Genomic DNA, 23143 nt, shown 5'->3' with positions numbered 1-23143 from the left:
GAGTTTAAAAAAATGTACCAAATTAATGGATTAACAGCTTGGTCTCTACAAGCGCTACTGATAGACATGATGGTGATCATTGCGTTGTTTGTCAGTTTAAAATATATAAAAGGGTGGGTATCAAACTTACACGCCAATGATGAAATAACTGAAAAAGACAACTTTGCATTTGGATTAAGCTTTGCCGCAGGCCTTGCAGGCTTAGCTATCGTGCTGACAGGGATCACCAGCGGTTCGTTCGCAGACACTTTACTTGCCGAAGCAACGCAAATGGCAGGCTATGGCATTGTGGGTATTATTTTGATCAAGGTTGGTCACTTTTTTCAAGACAAAGTGGCATTGCAAAAAGTAGACTTACACGACGAAATTATTAAGGGTAATATCACTGCAGCATTAATTGATTTTGGTCATGTGATTAGTGTCGCTATTGTTATTCGCTCAGCGCTTATTTGGGTGTTGACCGAGGGCTGGTATGGGCTACCTATCGTTGTGGTGGCATTTATTATTGGTAATGTGTGTATGTTATTAATAAGCCAGTATCGTGTACAGTTGTTTAAACGAACTAATCGCAGTGGTGACTGCTTACAACAAGCGATCCTTGATAACAATATTGCAGTGGGTATTCGGTATTCAGGCTTTTTGATTGGCAGCGCATTAGCGTTAACCGCTGCTACGGGTATTGCCCCCTATGTTGCAGATAATATTACTTCAAGTCTAATTTATTGGAGCGTTTCAGCATTGGGTAGCTTAGTGGCCTTTATTTTATTGCACTTAGTGATGATAAAAATAATCTTGGCTGGCAAAGATATTTCTGACGAAGTGAATCGACAAAAGAATATTGGCGTTGCGACCATTTCTGCGGCAATTTCATTTGCTATCGGTATGACAATGGCAACGTTGCTTGGTGCTTAAGGTTTGACATCAACGACATCAAATACACCGAATGTGACCAGTAACATAAAGTTACTTGGTCACGATATTTTATTGATCAGCGTAATGGCTATTTTAGCCGGTTGTGGTCTGATTTATGAATACCTACTTTCTCATTATGCTGGGCGTATTTTAGGCTCTGTGGAAAGTGCTATTTATGCCATGATTGGCACCATGATAGTGGCGATGGGCATTGGTGCTTTTTTAGCTCGGTGGTTTAAAGACCCATTTACGGCCTTTGCTTGGCTAGAGAGCTTAATAGCCTTATTGGGCATGACGAGTATCTTGATTATCGCCAGTATCATTGCGCTCAGTTACACCCTTCCTCATACGTTTTCTAGTTTATATAACTTACCTGCCGATGCGGTGATAGATGGGCAAGTATTTGAGTCTTTTCAAGGAGTCGCTCGCTTTTTACCTTATATATTTGGTTTGATGCTGGGTATTTTTATTGGGATGGAAATTCCCTTAATCGCCCGTATTCGCCAGCATGTTTATGGCCGTTTTTTAGAAAACAATGCGGGTACTATTTATGGCGCTGATTATATTGGCGCGGGCATTGGTGCTGCAATATGGGTCATGATCATGTTAGCCCTGCCTATCATGCAAGCTGCCGCCTGGACAGCGTTATTCAATATAGTGGCTGGGTTGATATTTTTATGGCGATATCATCAGCATGTACGCTTCGCCAAACTGTTATTAGTTTGTCATTTATTATTGTTAGGCTTGTTTGTGATCTTGTTGAGCTATGGCTCAAGTTGGATGAAAGATTTAAGCAACGTTTTATATAAAGATAAAGTGATTTACTCAGAGTCGACCAAATATCAGCATGTGGTTGTGACGGAGCGTTTGAGTAGAACACAAACGGCGCCAATTAATGATTTATTTTTGAATGGACGCTTACAGTTTTCAAGTGCAGATGAGCAAATATACCACACGATGCTGGTTTACCCTGCGATGTTGGCTGCAAATCGTCATGATAAGGTATTGATCATTGGTGGTGGCGATGGGCTGGCATTACGTGATGTATTAAAGTGGCCTGTAAAAGAAGCCACATTGATTGACTTAGATGGGCAACTGCTTTCATTATTTGGTTTACAAGGGCAGCCATTTCCTGCATTACCACATATAACGGAAAAGCTCTCAGGATTAAACAATGATGCGCTTAATGATCCCAGAGCCACGGTGATCGTGGCGGATGCGTTTTTGGAAGTTGAAAAAATGCTCGATCAAGGGCGATTGTTCGACAGTATCATTATTGATTTACCAGACCCAAATCACCCTGATTTGAATAAGTTATATAGTGATTACTTTTACAATCACGTAAGGCAATTACTGGCACCTGATGGGGCGTTATCTATTCAATCAACTTCCCCTTATCATGCTAAAAATGCATTTATTAGTATTGCTAAAACAGTCAAACATGCAGGCTTTACCCATGTTGAGCAATATCAGCAAAATATTCCGTCATTTGGTCAATGGGGTTGGACGATCGCAACCCGTGCAGGGCAACCGGCGAGTGAAAGAATTAAACAAATAGCGGAATTCCCGGTGCCGAGCAATTGGGTTAATCAAGACTATTTGCAAGCGGCCTTTGCTTTCCCTAATCTTTTTTTTGAGAACAATAAGGCGATAGAGGTCAACAGGTTAGGAACTGGCGTATTGTATGATTATTATCGCCAAGCATGGCAAACCGAAGCCGAATTGTATAAAAATTAAAATTGCAGGGTTGACATAATATGTCACCTGTGCAAATCTTAACTCAGACATAATATGTCATAGTGAATAAGGTATAGAAGATGGAATTAAATGAATTATCAATCAAACTGGCGTCTTTTGAAACAGAAGGTGCACAATTTGAATCGTTCGTAATCGCTAATGAAGGCGAGCAAGATGTATTACAGGTCATCGTTGATGGTAACGATGAATTGCCAATATTTGTTACGCAAACAGAAGAGCAACTTGTATGCATCAGTTACCTATTTAAAGAAAGTGAAGTGAAAGCTGAACTAGTGGCTGAATTAAATGAAGCGTTATTGAGACTGAATGTACCTGTTCCATTGAGCGCTTTTGCTAAAATTGATGATCAGTATGCTATTTTTGGTGCGCTGGCTGTTTCGTCTTCGATTGATGAAATAACCCATGAATTGGTCACGCTTGCAGACAATGCGATTGATGCACTTGATGCTGTCACTATGTACTTAAATGATTAATATTGGAGTTTGATTATGAGTATTTTAAAAAAATTATTTACAGCGGTACGTGGTGGAGCTAGAGAAGTTGGCGAGTCTATTGTCGATGCTAACGGTATTCGTATTTTTGAGCAAGAGATTGCAGATGCACAAAACGCATTAGCCAAAGCGAAAAAAAGCCTAACTGAAGTGATGGCTAAAGAAATGCAAACTAAGCGTAAAGTGAGCGCACTAGATAGCAGCATCGCTGAGCATGAAGATTATGCAGGCCAAGCTTTAAGTCAAGGTAATGAAGCGCTTGCGGTAGAAATTGCTGAAAAAATCAGTGATTTTGAAGTTGAAAAAGAAGAGTTAGCAGTGGTACTTGATGGTTTCTCTAAGCACGTGATTTTACTAAAACAGCAAGTAAAAGAAGCGGAAAAATCAATTAAAGAAAACCAGCGCCAACTGACGATGGTTAAAACCACTGAAAGCGTGCAGAAGGCAACGATGGCAGTTAACAGCACATTGAATACTAATGATTCATCTATGGTAAACGCGCGTCAATCATTAGAGCGTATTAAGCAACGCCAACAAGACAGACAAGACCAATTGGGTGCAGCTAAAGAGTTAGAAGCCGCTGCAACTGGGGCTGACTTAAAAGCAAAAATGGCAGAAGCGGGCATCGGCTCAACTGCTAAAAGTAACGATATTTTAGAGCGTATTAAAGCAAAGCAAGCACAGTAATTAATACGATATGATAAAAGGAGGCCCACGCCTCCTTTTTTGTTTAAGTACATTATAAAAGTAAGGTTCTCTTATGTTTGGTTTTTTTAAATCTAAAAAAGCACCTGAGCGCCAGCTAAATCACCCGAGTGAATTGGTGGTTGGTGATATGCTGACACTCATTGACTCATTTGCTTACCCAAGCTGGCTTAAGGGTCAAACACTTAAAGTTACTGATGTGCAAACATATCAATATCAGCACAGTGCTGAATATGAATTTGTACTTGAAAGTGAGTCTGGAAAAGTTGTCTTTTTGCAAGTTGAGCGCGAAGATGGTGAAGAGTTTGCTAACTTTTCTGTAAAGATACAGCGTGACGACGTAGACACGATTTTTACGTTAGATGAATTTGCACGTATTTTTGATGAAGAACACCTCAGTGCTATACAGGCGATCACTAAGCCTGAACAATACAGTCATTTTTTAGCGACAAATTACAAACAAAGCGAAGCCCCTTACGTGTGTTATTACCATGAAAAGGATTACCGAAAGTCGACCTTACCACGCTATCAAGATGAATCTGGCGAGCCATGCGAGATCATTTCATTGCTCAGTGATGATGAAAATCACAGCATTAATATTGAAATTTGGGAAGGTGGGGAGACCGAAGTATCGTTAACCCTTAGTCGTCCAGTCAGTGATATCGTTGACTTATTTCCAGGTAGTGGCGCGTGAGTGATAAGCACACTAAATGGCAGCGTCAAGAGCAAGCTGTTCGCGCAACGCAAATGGCTTTTGATCTGACCAGTGACGTGCAAAAAAGCATAAAGAAGCAAGCCATTGATGAAGAGCTCACGCCATCAGACATGATCCGTAAAATTTTACAGCTAGATGTGAAATCTAAAAAGACGCGGCAGCGACTTTCGTTTAATCTCAATGATGATGAGATTGCTGAATTGGCGGCGCGCTTTGGTGTGCAAGCTGATGATAAACGAGCGGTGAAACAGCAAGTTGCGGACATTCTGATTAAAAAGTTCTCAAAAAACTAGGCTAGTCAAATAAGTAGGTAATACACCACCTTCGCATTATCTACTTTCATTCTTTGCGCAGTCTATCCTATTCCAACTCGGTTTGTTTTCTCTTTTTGTATATAGGCGGGAATATTAAATTGAATTTTTCTCTACATAAATTGATTTATATATTCTCACATTGGGTTTACCTTATTGTTTTATAGGTATTTTATATTTTCAACTCATTTTAATATGAAAATATACATGTTTGTTTTTTATCCTCGTAATGTTAGTTTTCTGGTGCGTTTCATTGCTATTTATAAAGCATCTTAAAGTGCAAATATGAAGGCAATGTTGATAGGAATGCCATAAAAAGGATATAGGGATGAAAATTCACACAAGGCATAATATATTACTGCCGTTCATATTATGCTGCTCGACAGTAAGCTTTGCTGATACAGGACTAGATATAGAGCAAATACAGCTACTCTCAGGGGGCTCAGGTATTAGCCCTCCTGAAGAAAAGTTAGGGACCTACGTTGTTGATTCTGGGCCAGGGCTAGATACTGGTTGCACATTTAAAAGCGGTGGTCCACTCGTTATAGAGTTACCAGTGCCTAAAGTTGTCAATGACAGTGTATTGGTTAACGGTAAAATAGACCCCTCAAAAGTAAATGAATTAATCAATGAAAAAATAATTAGCGCTAAAGTACAAATTAGTATGCCGGTGTTTGATGTTGATTCAGATGCGTCGGTACCTGGCCGCAACCCCGAAATAGATAGAGTATCTTTCAATGGTAAGGTGGTTGGTATATTACAGGGGACGAATGGGCGTTGGACTGAAACTCGATTGGAAGTACCTATTGAAGAGGTTGATTTTTTAAAGCCGAATTTAATTACGGTGGATATTGATGTAGCAAACCCTCAAGATTCATGGTGTATGTCTGTTGATTGGGTTGCCTTGGAATTTGACGTAGCGACACCTATTGTTTTAGCTCATGGTATTAATTCACAAAGTGACTCTTGGGATGATGATGATGCGCCAGGGGTCATCACTCGGCTTGATGAATTAGGGGTCAGATATGAACGATATTCAGTTGGAAAAAACGGCTCGACAGCAGGCAATGCGAAACAATTAGCAACACATATCAATGGATTGTTGGATGAACTAAAAGCAGACAAAGTCCATATTATTGCGCACAGTAAAGGCGGGCTCGATACGCAAAACATGCAAGCTCAAGGCGTGGACTTTGAAATTGAGAGTTTATCAACCTTTTCTACACCTCACCTAGGCAGTGTCGCGGCTGACTTTTCAATTATTGCGATGGAGCACGCAGCAACGAGTTACCACCCCAGCGGAGCGGATCCACATGGTTACGCGAATGCCTATTTAACATTACCCACTTTTGTGGGGCCACAGCTTCCTGGTATTCGAGATTTAACTACGGATGTTGCGGCAAATGCGGTTGCTACCGGTATGCGAGGTAACATTGATAATACGTTCTCTATTGGTGCTAATGCTGATTTGGATCAAGATGGAGTTATCCAAAAAGACCCAGATATAGTTGGGTTGTTTCCTTATTTTTCTCGATGGGCTGGAGTGAGGGCTTGGCAAGTGCTCCGTAATTATAGTCATGCAGCTTATGTGTCTACTGAAACGATAGTTGTCCCAGGCTCAATGGGGGCGGGTCAAGTAGTGACATTAGTCACTTATACTGCAACGGCGACAGCTGCACAAGAAAATGATGTGGTTGTAACACTTGCGAGTGCAAACCCGAGTTATGCGCAATCACTAGGTAATGTACGTGCGAACCATAGCACAATGAAAACACGGGAAAATTTAGAACGTTTTTTAAACAAAATAAAAACGATACGTTAAGGAATAACAATGATAAATACAATCAGAGCGATAGTGTCGTATTTTCTGATAAGTCTTACTGCATCAATATGCTTTGTCGCAGCGGCAAATAACGATGTACCCTTGAATATGTCTACACATAAGACGATAACGCAGGCGATTGAGGTCGGTCATACACAGACTACGATTCCAATTGTTATTGATCATGCTCAAACGCTCGCTTTAGAGTTAATTGCGCCAATTGAAGGCGTGAGTGTGGGCTTAATTAAGCCCAGTGGTCAAACTGTTATCAACCCAAATGATCCTGAGACAGTGATTATTCCTGGTAGTGAATATCAACCAGGTTTGCCTGGCGCCACAGTGATATTACCCGCAGTGAGCAACCCTGTACAAGGCGTATGGCAAATCGTCTTAACGTATCCAGAAGCCACCTATAAAACGATTGTGATAGCAAAGGTGTTACAACAAACAAGTATTGCCTTTGGCGTTGCGATGGCAATGAATGAGTTTGTCGTCGGCGAGTCCATCCCTTTGGCTGCGTTATTGACACATGACGGAACTGGAATGACGAATGGCAGTGTGATGTTTGAGGTAACTGAACCAAGTAATACGGTGATTAACCTTGAGGCGTTTGATACAGGGCAAGATATAGACCATCAAGCGGGTGATGGAATTTATAGTAAGGAATTTATGCCAAGCGGTGCGGGTGATCACATCATCAAAGCAACTGCGCAGGTGGTTCATGAAGGGGTATCTGTTACTAGGGAGTCAAGTAAACGGATCACCGTTCGAGCGGCGAGTATAGATATTAATAAGGTATCACTAGAGCCTGTACTTGATGAAACAGGATGTGTTTTGCACGTTAATCAAAAAGTAGAATTATTCGCTCATACTGCGGGCGAGTATGCTTTTAACAGTGGTATTTATTCAGGTGCTGAGCGTATACGCGAAGTAAAAAGAGTTGCGTTAAGTCAAGGTGCGCAAACTGTGAGTATTTTGTATGAAAAAGAAGACCTTGTTAAGTCATTTTCAAGCGATGCAATATTAACACCACAGCCATTATATGTGTTGCAGTTAGAACAAAATGATAATGTCTTGGCGAATGTAAGGCGTCATTTTGAGAGCAAATTAGCACTTGAGAGTATACAATTTTGTAGAGAAGCGATTGAAATAGTTAAAGACTTAACGACGACACCGGAGATGTCTGCCGATGGGGCTTATATTACGGCCCTGACATTTCAATTTCCAGTGTATGTTGAACATGCCGGTTCGTACACCGGATCTGTCAATATAAGTGGCGTTAATGGGAAACGTATTGATTTAGTGAGCTTCAGTAAGCACTTACCGCAAGGCGATAGCTTTTTTGAATTCACCGTTTCGGGTGAAAAATTTCAAAAAGATGATGGCCCGTACACTTTAAATTCTTTGTTAGTCTATACGCGGGGCCATTCGGCGCGCCTAGGTGAATTAGGTCACACTCCAGCATATAAGAAAGAAGATTTTATACCTAAGGTAAATACGAGTTTAACTTTTGAAATGATAGGTCTGGAGCGAAATAACTGGCAAGGTACGCAACCTGTCATACAAGGGCGTAAGCGGGTTGGTGGTTATGTTCGTGCCGGCGCCTCAATACCTTATGATTACGAAGTATTGAGTTCGTTAGATTTGAGTCATATCAAAGGTACTCTCATTGATGCCAGTATTGATGTGGTGGTAGGCAGTTCCTCATTGGTCACTCCATTTACACAGATTGATGTATTTAGTGTGGGTGATAAAGCTTGGAATATGAGCAATGTATCTTATGATCACTTCTGTCAGTCATTTACGCTTTGTCCACCTTGGAAAGCGGACGTAACTTCATTTAATGCAACTAGCGATAATGCAACTTATACGTTACAAGGGGAAGCCGTGCTAAATCTGCTACAAGCATGGATTGACAACCCGAGTGAGAATAATGGCATTGTATTTACATCCTCGCCCCATGAGCGTAGTTACTTTATTGAGATCACAGACGTAAAAGTTAATTTAACTTATGCGCCTGAATAAGTTTACGGCGTGTGAGTTGAACGTTTTTATAGGCTATCGCTGATGTAGATCGAAGAAGTACATTTCGAGGTGTGTTTGATGCACACCTCGCTATTTCTGCATATCAAGTTACGCTTACTGACTACTGGGCGGCGCAACATTCTGAATGTTACGTTCGTCAATCCTAAGCGCTTATTTATAATGGTTTTATTTGATTATTTATAGTATTTTGGTCTTGAAGACGCTTTGAGATATGACTTTTATGAATCTCTTAAAGCTAGCTTTATTTTTAACTCTTCATACCAAGGACTCTATGTGGAAAAGTCACGTATTAGGTTACTTCGTTACCCAGATGTTTCAGTCGAGAACGTGTTTGAAAAAGAAGCTGAACTATTACAGCTGCACCAAGCAAATCAGCTTGAGCAAAGTTTAATTTTATGGCGAACGAGCACCCCAACTTTAGTGTTACCCGCGGGAAGAAAGTGGCCTAAAACTGCGTCGCTAATTAATGAGCTATCTGCGATGGGCTGGCAGCTATTTTCACGAAAAACGGGCGGAGCACCTGTGCCACAAACTGCCAATGTGCTCAATTTATCCCACTTATATAATTGGCCAGACTCAAAACCCTATTCGATTGTATTGGCTTATGAAAACTTATGTATGGTACTAACGCACTTTTTAGCGTCGTATGGGATCAAAAGTCATATTCACGCTACACCGGGTTCATACTGTGATGGAGACTATAATTTAAATATAAATGGTAAAAAAATCATAGGTACTGCGCAGCGGGTGGTAATTAAAAAAGGCGGAGGCCACGTGGTTTTGGCGCAAGCTTGTATATTAATTGATGCGGTGTTGGAGGCGCTTATTAGCCCTGTGAATCTATGCTATGAGCACTGCGCAATGCAAGAGCGCGTGGAAGCATCTGTTCATACGTCTTTATTTGAACATATTACAGAGCGACCTTCGACAGAGGCGTTGTTTGAAAGGGTTCAACACGCTTTTATCGATAGTAAGTTAGTCTAATGTTGCTTTACAGCAGCTACATGTTTTAATCTCAATGAAGTTATGCTGCTGAATATGTCGTAGTCCATCAATACACTGAATCGAAAATTATGTATAGTCGCGTTCTAGGATGAGTATGATCTTACAGGTAAGAAAGCCAGTTGTGGGTTTTGTCGAGATATTTTGGATGCTTATTGCCTCAATAGCGGTGAGTGGCAATCCTTGTTTTGCCAGTGTCAAAATTGCGGTGATAGGCAAAACAAAAAATGATAGTTTTTATGAGCAGTCATTTCGTGGGTGTGAGCACTTTGCAAAGGAATACCCTACGCTTGAGTGCATTTACGATGGGGCTGATGACTATCAAGATGTTCGAACGCAAGTATTAATAGTTGAAGAGTTGGTTAAAAAAGGCATTGATGGGTTGCTAATTTCCACAACTGACTCTAAATTTTTGGTTAACGGCGCGCTTAAACAGGCACAGCAGGCAGGTATTCCGGTGATCACCTTTGATTCAGACTTATTACCTGAGCATCATGCCTACCGGTTGGCTTATGTAGGCACTAATAATTATGACTTTGGCAAAGCACTTGGGCGTGTGGCGAAAAAGTATCGTAATCAAAGTGGAGTACAAAAGTACTGTATTCAATCGGGTCATCATACCACTCCTAACTTAAGTGCGCGTATTCAAGGTGTGAAAGCTGAATTTAAAAATGAGGCACGACGAGAAGGTGAGACAGGGACAAAATGGATGGAGCATGAGCGTTGCCCCTTGTATACTATGGGCCGCAGAGAGGATGCTTTAAACCAATTATTGGCAATGCTCAAATCACCAACACCGCCGGTTTTTATAGCCGTTGCGGGGTTTGCCCAATTTAACCCGAACTATATTGCGCGACTTACCCCTCATAAAGAGCAGATCCAAAACCATCAAGCCATTATTATTTCCGCAGACACAGAGCAAATACAGTTAGCTGCACTCAAGGCGGGTTTAGCCACAGAGAATGTGGGGCAAAATCCATTTCAGATGGGTTTTAGGGGGGCGCAATTATTGTATGATGCGATCATGAATAAAACCCAGCCAAAGCAAACACGCTATTTTTTAGATTTTCACTATTGTCAAAGTCATAATACGGATACCTGTACTATCAATCATTAATAACCGAATACCTATTTATTAGCGATAAATATCAGACTGTTCAATGACTTCAACTTCGTAACCATCAGGGTCTGTGATGAAAAAGAACTTGGCCACTTTGGTGTTTTGATTGAAAAATTCTTTGATGTCTTTCGGTGCGTAGTTAAGCTGAGTTGCTAAAGCATGAAGTGTCGCAAGTTCGGGGGTTGTAAAAGCGAGGTGGCCATAGCCGTTACCAAGTTCATAGGGCGTTTTTTGGTTATAGTTATGGGTTAATTCAAGCTCAAACTCACTTTCGTTATTACCTAAGTAAATTAGTGAAAAGGTGTCAAATTCGATACGGCGCTTTTCGTGTAAATTAAATAATGCATGGTAGAATTTTATTGAGCGGTCTGCGTCGGTTGTGCGGATCATACTGTGGATCATTTTTGCCATGTTGTTCTCGGAGTTAGTATGTGTGAATTATATGCCTCTCAACCCCAATCGCTTTACGATACAACTAAGCGCTCGTTACGAATTCAAGGGGTTGTGACTAGCTTGGCGCTGGAAAACCAAATGTGGCACTTGTTGGAGCAGTTAGCCCAGCAACAGCAGTGCTCAATTGCTGAGTTTATTTCTGTGTTATATCAAGAAATTATTGAGCGTCATGGTGAGGTAAAAAACCTCGCGTCAATGCTGCGTGTTACCTGTGTCACTTATGTGATGAATCATAAAGTATCTTGATGTTCAGCAGGTAGTACTCCATTACTACCTGTTGATTAACCGTGCGCTATTTTTGCTTTGGGATCGTGCGCATTAATCCATCGGTCAACAGTAAGGCAAACGCGCTATAATGTGTGGCACCATCCAATATAGTAACTGTTAAATCTAACCCTTTGTATTTACGGCTACTAAGTACTTTCTCATATTGAAGTAGATCTCATTGTATCCTCGACTTTTTTGATGAAGGTGTGTATTGCGTAAAATCGCTACTGTGCGGAGGCTATTTGAATTTCAGTATTATAGTGCTGAGTTAGCTGCTGAGCTAAGTAAGTGCGATGTTGTTTAAATAAGGCCAGTTGTTTGCCACGCAGTTGGGTTTGGCTTGGTTGCTTTAGCGATAGCGGGTTAATGGCTTTACCATTTTTGTGCACCTCGTAGTGTAGGTGTCGTGCTTGAGATAACCCTGTATTGCCAAGGTAGCCGATGATTTGCCCTTGCTGAACCTTTACGCCTTGCTTGATGCCTTTTGCAAAACCTTTCAAGTGCGCATAGAGTGTTTGATAGTTTTGCCCATGACGAATAATAATGCGGTTACCAAAGCTGCCAGCCCAGTTTGCACTTTGTATGGTGCCATTACCTGCTGCCATAATCGGTGTGCCTATTGGCGCACCAAAATCTAGGCCTTTGTGAAGGCGATTGTAGCCTAAAACTGGGTGCTTTCGTTTACCAAATGTGGAGGAAAGGCGAGCGCCATTGAGTGGGGTTTTCATTAAAAAACTTTGTGCTAGCTTGCCATCTGGTAGATAAAAAGCCTGTTGTTCCTGTGCGTTTTTAAAGTGTGTTATTTCAATATTATTCGTAACCCCCGACAATGCTGCATAGAGTAACTCCCTTGGTGGAGTATGATGGCGACTAAGTTGCGCATCACTCTCGAGATATGTTTGTTTGTAGTAGAGTGTAAGTGTATCGCCGGCTTTAATTTCTCTCTGAAAATCAATTAAATGTGATAAAGCTGTAATGGTTTGATTGATAATATCAGTGGGTAGCTTTGCGCGCTGAGATGCAAGAAATAAGCTACTTGTTATCACAATGCGCTTTTGCTGATATCGGCTGGCGAGCTGAGGTTGAATAATATCAACTTGCCAGTTTTGATTATGTTTGATGAGGTGTGCATGCAGATTAAATGCGGTGCTAAAGGCGAATGAGTGTATTGTATTGTTCAAGGTCATTACTTTAATACGCTGCCCAACACTAAATTTACTGAGCGTGAATGTATCGCCTAGTGCTCGTTGTACTAAAATAGCGTCTTTGGCGTTGAACCCAAATCGGCGCAACAAATGCGTTAACGTATCACCCTTTTTAAATTCAATGATATGCGCTGTAAGATTTTGCGCATTTTTTTGGTTATTTAACGGCGCTTGGATCTGCTGCTGACGTACTTTTACGTTTTGTTGGGAGGTGAATGGGACGGCTTTATTTATCTCTGTGGCAGGTTTTGAGCACCCTAACGCTGTCACAATGAATGCGACTAGTATCATTTTGTAAGTCATAATTTTTTACTAATTAGTTAGAATATTTTGATAGTGGGTCTATTCGTTGGCCATTTTTGAGCATTTCAAAGTGCAGATGAGCGCCTGTGACTTTACCGGTTGACCCCATTGAGCCAATCACTTGATGGTGCTTTAGCCAATCTCCAGCCTCGACGTTAAAGTCATCTAAATGTGAGTAAAGGGTTTGATAGCCGTTGCTGTGTTGTATGAGCACAACGTTTCCGTATTTACTGGCCAAACTGGTCGCATCAGCAATTAATACTTTACCTGGCGCCGCGTTATAGACTGAAGTGCCTGCCTTACCAATAAAATCAACGCCACCATGCGGTCTGTTATTGCGTATTTTTGATATATGACCAAAGTGAGATGAAATAGAGATGTTTTTTACGGGGTACTGCCAGTCTGGGGGAGTGACGTTGAATACGGGGTTAGTGATGTATTTAGTGAATAGCACACCTATGGATACGGCGCATAAGATCACTGTAACAGAGACCTGAGAAATTCGTTTGGGTTTAACAATATCGGTGAGTCTTTGTTTATATTCGTCAACGGATAGTGCCGAAGATGAAAAGTGTGCGAATCCTTGGTGTGGGTGTTGATGAACCATGCTACGTTTTAAGCATGTTAGCAAAGATTGCGCATATTGTAGTGGTGGGAGCTTAAAGTGTTGCACTGTTTTCCTGTCGCAGCGGTGCTCCATAGCATGAATAAACTCTTTCTCCATCTCGTGTATAAACGGATTAAACCAAAATAGGCAAGACAACATGCGCCATATCATGACCGAAATGTGATCTTGATACGAGATATGGGTTAGCTCATGGCATAGTAAAGCGCGTTGTTCATGGTCTTTTAACTGTAAAAAGTATTGTGGCAATATGACTTTGGGGTTTCTTAACCCGAATACGAAGGGCGACATATCGATTGGTAAAACGAACATTGGGTGAGAGCTGTGATGGCTTTTATAAGGCTGGGCGGTATCTACCAATTGTATGAAATGGCGTCGCAGCTTGATGAGTAACCATACTTTACGCAGAGCACCTAAGAACCAGATTGTAAATAGCGCATAGAACATGATGTCTAGCATGGCTATGGCCTCAGACGCTTTGATAGTGAGCTCTGAAACAACCGCACTTTCTACATGGCTAGGCAGGGTATGTAGTACCTCAGGGATCGCTTGCTCAACTAAATTACTGGAAATAGGTAGTACAGAGATGATTGATAAAGATAATAGTGCAAACCATAAGTTTGCTTGCGCTCTATCTTTTCTCATCAGTAATTTCCCCAACTTAACAAGCACTAAGCAGCTAAATAACCAGGCCCCTATACTGAGAATAAGTGTCATCAGCATGATTATTTATTCTCCTCATCAGCAAGGTCATCGAGCAGCGACTGTAGCTCATCAAGTTCGTCAGACTCGATAAGGCGGCTATCTGTGAACATTGCTATGGGTAGTGGCCCATCAATTTCAAGAATGTTTTTCGCAAAGTCGTTAGCATAGAGTGCCAATGTGGGCATTTTTAGTAATGTTGCAGTAAAAGCTTTTTTATTACCTTGCTGAGTGATGCTTAAAAAGCCTTTATCATGCATACGCTCTAAGGTTTTACGGGTTGATGAATAGCTCCATTCAAATTGCTGGGCAATTTCTTCATGAAGCTCACGCGCGGTGCGAGGCTCTTTTTGCCAGAGTAATTTAAGGATTTCAAGTTCTGTGGTGTTTGGTTTCATTGTTTGCTGATTCATCAAATTTGCGACATGTGTCGCACCTTATCAAGTTTTAAAGTGCGACACAAGTCGCAGGTTTGTGTTTTTTACTACGACTTATAATCCTGTATGCTAAGTATGAATATATGAAAATGGGTATGGATTTTTATTTGCCTTTTTAATGAGGGAGAGAGCAATATGGAAAACGATGCATTAAACCGTTATTTACTGGATAAGCCCTTCACGAGTGTAAGCCAGCCATTTGGTGAAGGCATTGATGTATATAAAGTAAAAGATAAAATGTTTGCAACGTTAGCACTTGGCAAAATGGGTAAAAATAACAGTGCGTACTGGTGGGTAAATCTAAAATGTGACCCTGATGAGGCCGCCATTTTACGAGATATTTTTGCAGCCGTGATCCCAGGCTATCATATGAACAAGCGCCATTGGAATACGGTGATTTTAGACGGTTCAATTCCGCAAGGTGAAATTGAACGCATGATTGATAATTCGTTTTTGCTGGTGGTGAGTAAAATGACCAAGAAAGATCAAACATCTGTCTTGGTTCATGTTTAGCTTAGAATGGACTTCTTTACAAAGCGGCACAGCAAGGTTGCTTATATTGTTTATGAGTTAGTTATGATGCTACTTTCGACGCCAACAGTGAGGTTAAGTGCTCTAAAATAGTATCTCTGCAAACTGATGTATAGTTACGTGATAGAGAGATCCCATCACCAACGACCACGGCTCTATGTGCGGCATTTAACATTGCAACATCATTATAATCATTACCAAAGCAAATGGTTTTTGATAAATCCAGTTGTAACGCTTGTAGTGCACTGAGTTTATTACTGTGCTGTGTGACAATATCAAAGCAGTTAGTACCGCTGTGGTGGTAGTAGGTGAACGAATCTAAATGTTGTTCGCAGTAAGTATTTATTTCGTCGAAATGGTGACCTTCGAGTATTAATAGCTTGATGACTTGCTGTTGACGTAAAGTGGTATTACAGCTTGGTTGTGTGCCTAATTTTGCCACCGATTGATGAAATTCATGTGGTTTATCAGAAACTGCGTAGTCATAGTGCCCGTCATAAAGGTAGGCGATATTTTTATCATCTAGCCATTCAAGTAACTGTACTATTTGTGCTTTTTTAAAGGCATTAGCACTGGTGACTTTTTGTTGCTTGCTGATCATCGCGCCATTACAACCAATTAAGGTATGATCCCAAAAATACTCAGGTAAAACGGGTAGCGTATCTCTTAATGGGCGAGCTGTTGCAAAGTAAGTATTAATACCTGCGGCCTCTAATTCTATGAGTGTGTCACTGAGTGCACTAGTGAGAGGTTTGCCTTCAAAAATAAGTGTTCCGTCTAAATCGAAAACAAAGTTTTTAATACCCTTCATGTTACTCCTTGGTTATCTCAAATCAGGACTATTTTGCAATGAAAGCAGGGTTATTGTCTAAAGGTTTATTCTGAATTTAATCAGCCTGTATTGAATTGTCGTTTTAAGCTGTTTTTTTCTATTTGTAAATTGTAACGTTATGATTTTATTTATTATAAATATGATAGGAAACTTTTATAAAACTGATAAGACGTTGCGTTAGTAACGACCTACAGTGGCCTTGGAACTTTTCGAAAAAAGTAAATTGGAGCTGGAATGAAAAAAATAACATTAGCTACATTGATACTGCTATATGGTAACCGGGTTTGGGCAGCAGACGTAATTGAGCCGCCAATGGCGAGTATTCCCGCAGGGAGTTTTACGGTACAAACCGAAAATGATGAAAGTTATGATGTCACGGTGCCCGCATTTCAGATGGCTAAATATGAATTGACCGTTGCTGAATATAGCCGATTTATTTCTGACACAGGATACGAAAGTGCGAACAATTGCTCACATCGTATTGATTCAGGGTGGTTTAGCGGTCCGAGAGATGGTAGCTGGGACAATAATATATATCGGTTCTCAGAGTTTCATCCTGTTGTATGTATTAACTATGATAATGCCGTTGCGTATACGCAGTGGTTATCACGTAAAACCGGCAAAGATTATCGTTTGTTGTCTGAAGCCCAGTGGCAATATGTTATTGAAAGTGGCGGATTACAAGAATACATAAAAGCAGAGGGTAAAAAGCGTGAGCAAATATGCGATGTGGCTAATTTGGCAGATTTACATGCTCAAAATATGTCTGAAAAATTATACGGAGCGTCTTACACTGCAGTTTATAATGTTGAGAACTGTAGCGATAAAGAGGTAACGCTCGCTATGGTTGGTATGTATAAAGCAGATAAATATGGTGTGCATGATTTAGTGGGTAACGCGAACGAAATTATGGCAGATTGTTATGTTAGTGATACCGATAAGTTGAAAAGTGAAGGTGTCACCAAGACTGGAAAGGAGTGCAAGGCCTTTTTTTCTAAGGGTGGCGCTTGGCATTGGGGAATTCAAAATGTATTGAAGCGTTCTCAAAAAAACCGAGACTTTTTAGGGGCAATTGAAGGGTTTCGGATAGTGCGAGATACCGCTGGACAACAGCTTGAGTCGCAAGAAGGCTCTACTTGGTTTGTGAACACGCTTAAAAAAGAACACGTAAAAGCTAGGCGAGTACATGCACAAGTAGCAAATTATCCAAAGCAAGTGACGGACGTAAAGCTCACTGAATTTAAAGAGAAAGTCGAGTTAAGTTGGCAGCTAAGCAATGATGAAATACAGCCAACATATCAAGTGTTCAGACAAGATCTTTTGAATAATCATAAAGAGGTTATTGTTGGCTCTGGTATAAATGGGCGAGTTACAGACTTAGACCCTCTACCGCGTAAAGCGCGTTATTCTGTGGTTGCTTATTATGGTGATAGGCTGAGCTTACCCAGCGAAACTATTGACACATCGGCCTATATTACACATGCCATACCAGGTAAAATTGAAGGGGAGGCTTTTTCACAAGGTACTGATATTGAAGTTAAGAACTCAGTGCAAGAAGCGAAAGAGGACCGCGTGTTTGCAAGCTTAGGCTTGGCGAAAGCACAGTACAAAATTGATGTATCAACGGCGGGGCAATATGCTTTGAAGCCGAGGGTATATCATACGGGCAGCAGCAAGCGTGTTGAAGTTAAGCTTAATGGTCGAGTGATTACGTCATTTTCGACTTCGTCTGAGCAAGGGTGGCAAGTTGTCCAAGATGTACACATCAACTTACCTAAAGGTGAGCATACATTGTCATTGCAAGCGCTTGAAGCTCGGTTGTCGGTTAATTGGATAGATATACGGCGTTTATAGTTTTTATTGTTGTCAAACAGTAAGTATAAGGACGTACTTATTGTTTGAACTTCCATCTATTTATACTGTAGCAAAGCGAACGTTGGATTATTTTTGGTTTGCAAATACTCATTTAAAGATTAATCTATCAACTAATGACAGTTGCTATAAAATAATAATGATTAATTTTTTAAACTTTCAATTTGATGTTGAGCAAGGTTTACTTTCCCAAGAACAGCAGTTTGTTTCATTGAATCATACCCAAATACAGTTACTTACTTTACTTATCAGTGAGCCTGCAAGGGTGTTTAGTAAAGAGGAAATACTGGCAGCAGTATGGCAACACAAAGTGGTGTCAGAACAAGTCATATTTCAAAACATCAGTCAGTTACGTGCATTACTGGGTGAAAGTGCCATTAGAACCTTTCCTAAGAAAGGTTATCAATGGAATATTCCTTTAGAAGATATAGGGAATGTACATTCAATAACGGAACCAGAGTCTGCGTCTATTGAATTAACCAGCGCAAGACCTGCAACGAACAAAATAAAAGTTAAGTTAAGCAACGCAACATCTTTAAGTGGTGAACATAAGAGTGCGAGTTATAAGAAGCGTTCTTATAATTCGTTTGTTTATGCTGGGGTTATACTTTGTATCAGCTTGTTTTTCATTATATACATTTCAGCAAGTAGCGTATTTAATGGCAAGCATTTTGTTGATTCTCAGTTTGATAGTCTATTTTTACCACTTACTTTGCAAGGCAATAAAAAATTGGCTCAAGAAACTGAGCAATTAAATCAATTACTGATTAGTGAATTTAATATACCGAGCAATAAACTAGAACGTGTGAATGAAGGGCAGTTTTTTAACTCGCCTTACATGACTTATCATACACTGCAAAAGGATAACACGGCGCTTTTGTTTTCGGGCACACTTTATAAAAATTATAATGAAGCCACTAAGCTATTTCAGCCTTATATGTTTGAGCTTTTAATACAAGGTTATGAACGGCAATGGGTCAGTTATTTATACGCGCAAGATATGACTGAGTTGAGTGTTAAAGTCATCGAACAAATGCGTATACTGAGTAACTCTCGTTATTTTATTCAGCAGCAAAGTGCGAATGTTTCAGCAGAGTTAGTGTTATTAAATGGCCAGTTCCCACAAAACTTAAGTGTGCTACAAAAACTAGCTGAACGGTTTATCGATGAAGACAAGTTTGATGCTGCTGATGGTTACATAGAGCAGCTTTTAACATTAAGTACGGAACGACAACATGCCCTGTATTATGCTTATGGCAAGTGGCTAAAAGGTGCGTTATTTGCCACAAAAGGGGAGCAAGCGCTGGCACTGGCACTCTATGAGCAGGCGAATACGCTATTCTCAGACACTTTGCTATATGGTTTACAAAGTGAAGTGAATAAATCACTTGCTGATTTGGCTCATGACAACCGTGACTATGATAAAGTCAAAGCGTATTTATATGCAGCAGCCAGCTTAGCGCGTTTAGCAAGAAAACCGGTACAAGAAATTCAAGCATATACGTTGTTGTCAATTAAGGCGCGTAAATTTGGCTTTGATAAAGCCAGTTATGATCACCTTTATCAAGCCAAAACGTTATTGGCAGAATATGAACTAGATGGTTCTCACTATATGCTGCCCTTTTACCACTTTGCTTTGTTTGCATCGACTACTGAGGAGAAGCAGCACTTTTTTCATGAAGTATTACGAATGCCGGTTACACCAGACAATGAATGGGTTTTTTTTAGTGCTGTTGAAGCCTTAAGTAAGCTATATCTAAGAGAAAATAACTTTAGATCTGCAAAAACAGTGATTGAGCAAGTTAAGAAACCTGCGTTAAAGGCTTACTTAGATGCACAATACTATCAAGCAAATGGCGATGTTTCCCTGGCAATATTGTCAGCGCAAGATGCGTTTAATTTTAGCCGTACACAACATACACTGTGGCTCAGTTTAAATAGTGCCCTATTATTATTAGAGCTTGCAAATACGACGCACAATATAGAGGTGTCTGAGTATCGTGTTTTTATTGAGTCGAATGCCAATCTTAGCTGGTTACAACGGCGTCAAGCGCGTTTAGCTCAGGTCGGTATAGCAGTACCAGCGTTGTGAGTTAAACCATTGGAGTTTTTAAAACAGTACATTGTTAGAATCTTGTGGGTTTTCTTTAAAGAGAAAACGTAGTTCATGTGGTGGTTTTTTTAAGGTACCGAGTAAGGCAGTTACCTTCTCGGCATTACCATTAAAGTTATGAATAAGTTGATATAAATCCTCACCTGAATCGGCAATGAGTTTGTCTAAATCATCTTCATCTTGTAAATCAAACTTAGATACTAATCCTGACTCAAATAGTTGGGATTTCAAATGTACTTTTGAGTCATCAACAGAGTTTTGAATACTTTCAAGAATCGCTTTGTTGTGTGTTTCTATTGAAAGTATTTGCGCCACTAAGCTAGATTGACGTTCTATGTGTGTGATGGCCATTTCTAATGCGTCCATTAAGTGCGCGATAATATCAGTACGTTCGCCCACATTTTTAGCAAGTAGCGCTGTGGTTCGCCAGTTAAAGATCACACTACCTTGCGCTAGCTTATGAATATGTTCTAGATCTTTATGGTGTTTTAGTAGCTCTTGTTCCAATTTAGCGACATGGTCTGAGGTACTTACTGCAGTTTGATTTAGTGTAAAGTAGACCACGGCTTTTAAATTGAGAGCGTGTAGCGTATTCATGAGTATTTGAGTTAATGCTTTTATATCTGAGCAATAATGGCTAGCTTGCATAAATAAGCTAATTGCTTTCATATAGGCATTCTGCTTTTGTAAATCAATAAGCAATGAGCTGGTTTCATCAATGACTTCAAGCGCTGCAAAGTGTTGTTTCTCTGAGTTTAATAGGGACTCAATTTTAACTTTAATTTCGTCAGGGTGAACGGTTTTACAAATGAAGTCATTCGCCCCAATTTCAAATGCTTTAATACGGCCATCGACCGATGTTAGGTTCGATATGAATACAATAGGGGTATGTTGCATTGTCTCTAGGTTACGCAGTTGCATACATACATCGAACCCTGATATGCCTGTCATGACGATATCAAGCAGGATCAGATCAGGTTGAAAGGTCTGTGCTTTTTCAATCCCTTCTTCCCCAGAGTGCGCTAGCTCAATGGTATGGTTGGTAAACGTTTCTTTGAGTAGAGAACGATAAAACTTTTCATCATCAATAATTAATATGCGCGGTGCAGACACAAGCCCTCTCAAAAAAACATATTGAACTTAGATTTCTTCAATATAGTGTAAACTTGAAAAAATGACACATTGCTTTGCATTTCAACTTTTAAACCACTCATAGGAAAGACTTAAGTTAAGCGCGCTCTTCTTTCAATGTATTGTTCTTATTTGTTTTATTTTGATAAGGCCTGAGTGCTATGGTTACTTAGGGTGTTATGTGACCCATATAGTTGCCAGATGAAAATTTGTTGTTCTGATAAACGTGATATGATTATTGCGAATTTAAAACTAACTGGATGATTTTTATTAATAAGGTGTAACGCTGTTTTGTGACCTATGTCATACATTTGCTATTTATTAAAAATATCTTACATTTTGATCTTGAGTATTCTTAAAATGGCCTCAATACTATTAGTGAGGTAAGCAAAAAAAAGGATACCCTATGAAAATTAATCTTTCAGGCCACCACGTAGATGTTACTGATGCAGTGAAAAGCCACGTCCAAGAAAAGTTTGCCAAAATAGAGAGTCACTTTCCATCACTGTTGTCGATTGACATTATAATCAGTAGCGAACATAAAAAGTATTACACTGAAATTACGACCACCTATTCAGGCGTGAGTATTTCGGTAAAAGGTGAGAATGAAGTAATGTACCCTGCGATTGCCAGTGCAGCTAAGAAATTAGATGCCGCACTTAAGCACCGTAAAGGTCAATTGAAAGCAAATCTACACGAAAAGCCTGTAAGTACGACACCGGAAATTGCACACGAAATTATCCAAGAAATGGAATTACGCTAAGCTTTAACGCATAGCTAAATTAAACATCGAATAGGGGCCTAGATAGGCCCTTTTTTTATGTTAGACTCAGCTTCTTTTGATTTATAAATGAAAACTATGACTGATTACCAAGCTGTATTAGATCGAGTCATTGAGCACATTGAGCCTTTGCGTTTTCAAGGTAAAGTGGCCGACTATATTCCTGCATTGGCTGAACAGCCCCTTGGGCAGTTTTCTATTGCTATTCAAACCACCGATGGGCAAAGCTTCTATGCTGGTGATCTGAGTGCACGTTTTACGGTGCAATCGGTATCGAAGGTCATGACACTCACGATGGCACTGCAGCGCTATGGCGATGAATTATGGCAACGTGTTGGCAAAGAGCCTTCAGGTACCGCGTTTAACTCCTTGACTCAGCTTGAATTTGAAAATGGAGTACCTAGAAACCCCTTTATTAATGCCGGTGCCATTGTGACATGTGATGCGCTATATTCACGCTTAGGCGCTCCAATCCATACAATGTTAGAGCATTACCGTGCACAATCGGGTAATAGTAAAGTAAAAATACACAAACGTGTGGCACAGTCTGAGTTTGAGCACCGTTATAGAAATGCTGCGATGGCTTATTTGATGAAATCGTTCGGGAATTTTAATAATGAAGTTGAAGAGGTGCTTTGGTCTTATTTTAATTATTGCGCCATAGAACTTGATTGCCTCGAGCTTGCTAAGACTTTTTCTTATTTATCAAATCAAGGCTACTGTCAACAAAGTAAGCAGCAACTATTAAGTGCTAAACAAACCAAGCAATTAAACTCGCTGTTGTTTACCAGCGGCTTATATGATGCAGCCGGAGATTTTGCTTATCGAGTAGGTATGCCGGGTAAATCGGGGGTGTCGGGTGCTATTATTGCGGTATTACCGAATCAATTCACTGTTGCGGTATGCTCCCCTGGGCTTGATAAAGTTGGGAATTCAGTAGCAGGTATCGCCGCACTCGAATTCTTAAGTGAAGAACTCGGTACGGCTATATTTTAACTTAAGCTCAATA

At 40.3% G+C, this 23143-nt stretch carries 22 protein-coding genes; 16 read left to right on the top strand and 6 right to left on the bottom strand.

The genetic code is table 11. The features are described from left to right. The first annotated feature begins 12 nt into the window (after positions 1–12). The 10 genes from PCIT_RS07380 to PCIT_RS07335 all read left to right on the top strand — a co-directional run bounded on the left by PCIT_RS07380 (position 13) and on the right by PCIT_RS07335 (position 10879). Complete coding sequence (locus tag PCIT_RS07380; RefSeq protein ID WP_010365812.1) at positions 13–912, top strand: DUF350 domain-containing protein; 900 nt, start codon at positions 13–15, stop codon at positions 910–912. A 3-nt stretch (positions 913–915) separates the two neighbouring features. Then, on the top strand, positions 916–2649 hold the full coding sequence (locus PCIT_RS07375; RefSeq protein WP_010365814.1) for a polyamine aminopropyltransferase: 1734 nt from the start codon (positions 916–918) through the stop codon (positions 2647–2649). 80 nt (positions 2650–2729) lie between these two features. Beyond that, complete coding sequence (locus PCIT_RS07370; RefSeq protein WP_010365816.1) at positions 2730–3143, top strand: YjfI family protein; 414 nt, start codon at positions 2730–2732, stop codon at positions 3141–3143. Positions 3144–3158: 15 nt separating this feature from the next. Next, a complete protein-coding gene (locus tag PCIT_RS07365; protein WP_010365818.1) occupies positions 3159–3848 on the top strand; it encodes a PspA/IM30 family protein in 690 nt (229 codons plus the stop codon). A gap of 73 nt (positions 3849–3921) precedes the next feature. Then, positions 3922–4560 carry a hypothetical protein gene (locus tag PCIT_RS07360; protein WP_010365820.1) on the top strand — a complete coding sequence of 213 codons (639 nt, stop codon included), beginning with the start codon at positions 3922–3924 and terminating at the stop codon, positions 4558–4560. Further along, positions 4557–4874 (top strand): hypothetical protein, encoded by a 318-nt coding sequence (locus tag PCIT_RS07355; protein WP_010365822.1) that lies wholly within the window; start codon positions 4557–4559, stop codon positions 4872–4874. The genes PCIT_RS07360 and PCIT_RS07355 overlap by 4 nt, the downstream gene beginning before the upstream one ends. A 346-nt stretch (positions 4875–5220) precedes the next feature. Beyond that, positions 5221–6714 (top strand): esterase/lipase family protein, encoded by a 1494-nt coding sequence (locus tag PCIT_RS07350; protein WP_010365824.1) that lies wholly within the window; start codon positions 5221–5223, stop codon positions 6712–6714. Positions 6715–6723: 9 nt separating this feature from the next. Continuing rightward, complete coding sequence (locus PCIT_RS07345) at positions 6724–8739, top strand: choice-of-anchor X domain-containing protein (protein ID WP_010365826.1); 2016 nt, start codon at positions 6724–6726, stop codon at positions 8737–8739. A 294-nt stretch (positions 8740–9033) separates the two neighbouring features. Next, on the top strand, positions 9034–9744 hold the full coding sequence (locus PCIT_RS07340; RefSeq protein ID WP_010365828.1) for a lipoate--protein ligase family protein: 711 nt from the start codon (positions 9034–9036) through the stop codon (positions 9742–9744). Between the two features lie 115 nt (positions 9745–9859). Next, the gene (locus PCIT_RS07335) at positions 9860–10879 is read left to right on the top strand and encodes a substrate-binding domain-containing protein (protein ID WP_010365830.1); all 1020 of its coding nucleotides are present in this window, start codon (positions 9860–9862) and stop codon (positions 10877–10879) included. Positions 10880–10897: 18 nt separating this feature from the next. On the opposite strand, the gene PCIT_RS07330 is transcribed toward PCIT_RS07335, so the two are convergent. Continuing rightward, positions 10898–11293, bottom strand: coding sequence for a VOC family protein (locus PCIT_RS07330; RefSeq protein ID WP_040696168.1), 396 nt, complete (start codon positions 11291–11293; stop codon positions 10898–10900). 18 nt (positions 11294–11311) lie between these two features. Between PCIT_RS07330 and PCIT_RS07325 the strand changes: the two genes are divergently transcribed. Beyond that, positions 11312–11581 (top strand): ribbon-helix-helix domain-containing protein, encoded by a 270-nt coding sequence (locus PCIT_RS07325; protein WP_010365834.1) that lies wholly within the window; start codon positions 11312–11314, stop codon positions 11579–11581. 245 nt (positions 11582–11826) lie between these two features. Here the strand turns inward: PCIT_RS07325 and PCIT_RS07320 are convergent, their stop codons facing one another. From PCIT_RS07320 to PCIT_RS07310, 3 genes are read right to left on the bottom strand one after another with little or no spacing between them, the layout of a single operon-like run. Then, entirely contained in the window at positions 11827–13110 is a 1284-nt protein-coding gene (locus PCIT_RS07320; protein WP_010365836.1) for a M23 family metallopeptidase, read from the bottom strand. Positions 13111–13123: 13 nt separating this feature from the next. Next, positions 13124–14452: a M23/M56 family metallopeptidase gene (locus PCIT_RS07315; protein WP_273541995.1), complete on the bottom strand. Its 1329-nt coding sequence runs from the start codon at positions 14450–14452 to the stop codon at positions 13124–13126. An 8-nt stretch (positions 14453–14460) separates the two neighbouring features. After that, complete coding sequence (locus PCIT_RS07310) at positions 14461–14850, bottom strand: BlaI/MecI/CopY family transcriptional regulator (RefSeq protein WP_010365840.1); 390 nt, start codon at positions 14848–14850, stop codon at positions 14461–14463. 159 nt (positions 14851–15009) lie between these two features. Between PCIT_RS07310 and PCIT_RS07305 the strand changes: the two genes are divergently transcribed. Beyond that, entirely contained in the window at positions 15010–15387 is a 378-nt protein-coding gene (locus tag PCIT_RS07305) for an MmcQ/YjbR family DNA-binding protein (protein ID WP_010365842.1), read from the top strand. Positions 15388–15448: 61 nt separating this feature from the next. Here PCIT_RS07305 and PCIT_RS07300 read toward each other — a convergent pair whose 3' ends face one another. Beyond that, positions 15449–16216: an HAD-IIB family hydrolase gene (locus PCIT_RS07300; RefSeq protein WP_010365844.1), complete on the bottom strand. Its 768-nt coding sequence runs from the start codon at positions 16214–16216 to the stop codon at positions 15449–15451. A 255-nt stretch (positions 16217–16471) separates the two neighbouring features. Here PCIT_RS07300 and PCIT_RS07295 point away from each other — a divergent pair, with 255 nt between their 5' ends. Both PCIT_RS07295 and PCIT_RS07290 read left to right on the top strand, forming a co-directional pair. Beyond that, positions 16472–18091 (top strand): SUMF1/EgtB/PvdO family nonheme iron enzyme, encoded by a 1620-nt coding sequence (locus tag PCIT_RS07295; protein ID WP_010365846.1) that lies wholly within the window; start codon positions 16472–16474, stop codon positions 18089–18091. A 40-nt stretch (positions 18092–18131) separates the two neighbouring features. Beyond that, positions 18132–20201 (top strand): winged helix-turn-helix domain-containing protein, encoded by a 2070-nt coding sequence (locus PCIT_RS07290; RefSeq protein ID WP_010365848.1) that lies wholly within the window; start codon positions 18132–18134, stop codon positions 20199–20201. A gap of 18 nt (positions 20202–20219) precedes the next feature. On the opposite strand, the gene PCIT_RS07285 is transcribed toward PCIT_RS07290, so the two are convergent. Further along, the gene (locus tag PCIT_RS07285) at positions 20220–21335 is read right to left on the bottom strand and encodes a response regulator (protein WP_010365850.1); all 1116 of its coding nucleotides are present in this window, start codon (positions 21333–21335) and stop codon (positions 20220–20222) included. A 424-nt stretch (positions 21336–21759) separates the two neighbouring features. Here PCIT_RS07285 and hpf point away from each other — a divergent pair, with 424 nt between their 5' ends. After that, the gene (hpf, locus tag PCIT_RS07280; protein ID WP_010365852.1) at positions 21760–22116 is read left to right on the top strand and encodes a ribosome hibernation-promoting factor, HPF/YfiA family; all 357 of its coding nucleotides are present in this window, start codon (positions 21760–21762) and stop codon (positions 22114–22116) included. A 96-nt stretch (positions 22117–22212) separates the two neighbouring features. Next, positions 22213–23130, top strand: coding sequence for a glutaminase B (glsB, locus tag PCIT_RS07275; protein ID WP_010365854.1), 918 nt, complete (start codon positions 22213–22215; stop codon positions 23128–23130). Positions 23131–23143 lie beyond the last annotated feature (13 nt).

The sequence above is a fragment of the Pseudoalteromonas citrea genome (assembly GCF_000238375.3).
In the GTDB taxonomy this organism is placed as follows: Bacteria; Pseudomonadota; Gammaproteobacteria; order Enterobacterales; family Alteromonadaceae; genus Pseudoalteromonas; species Pseudoalteromonas citrea.
Note: the sequence above shows the minus strand (reverse complement) of the source record. Positions and strands in the feature narration are given on the sequence as shown.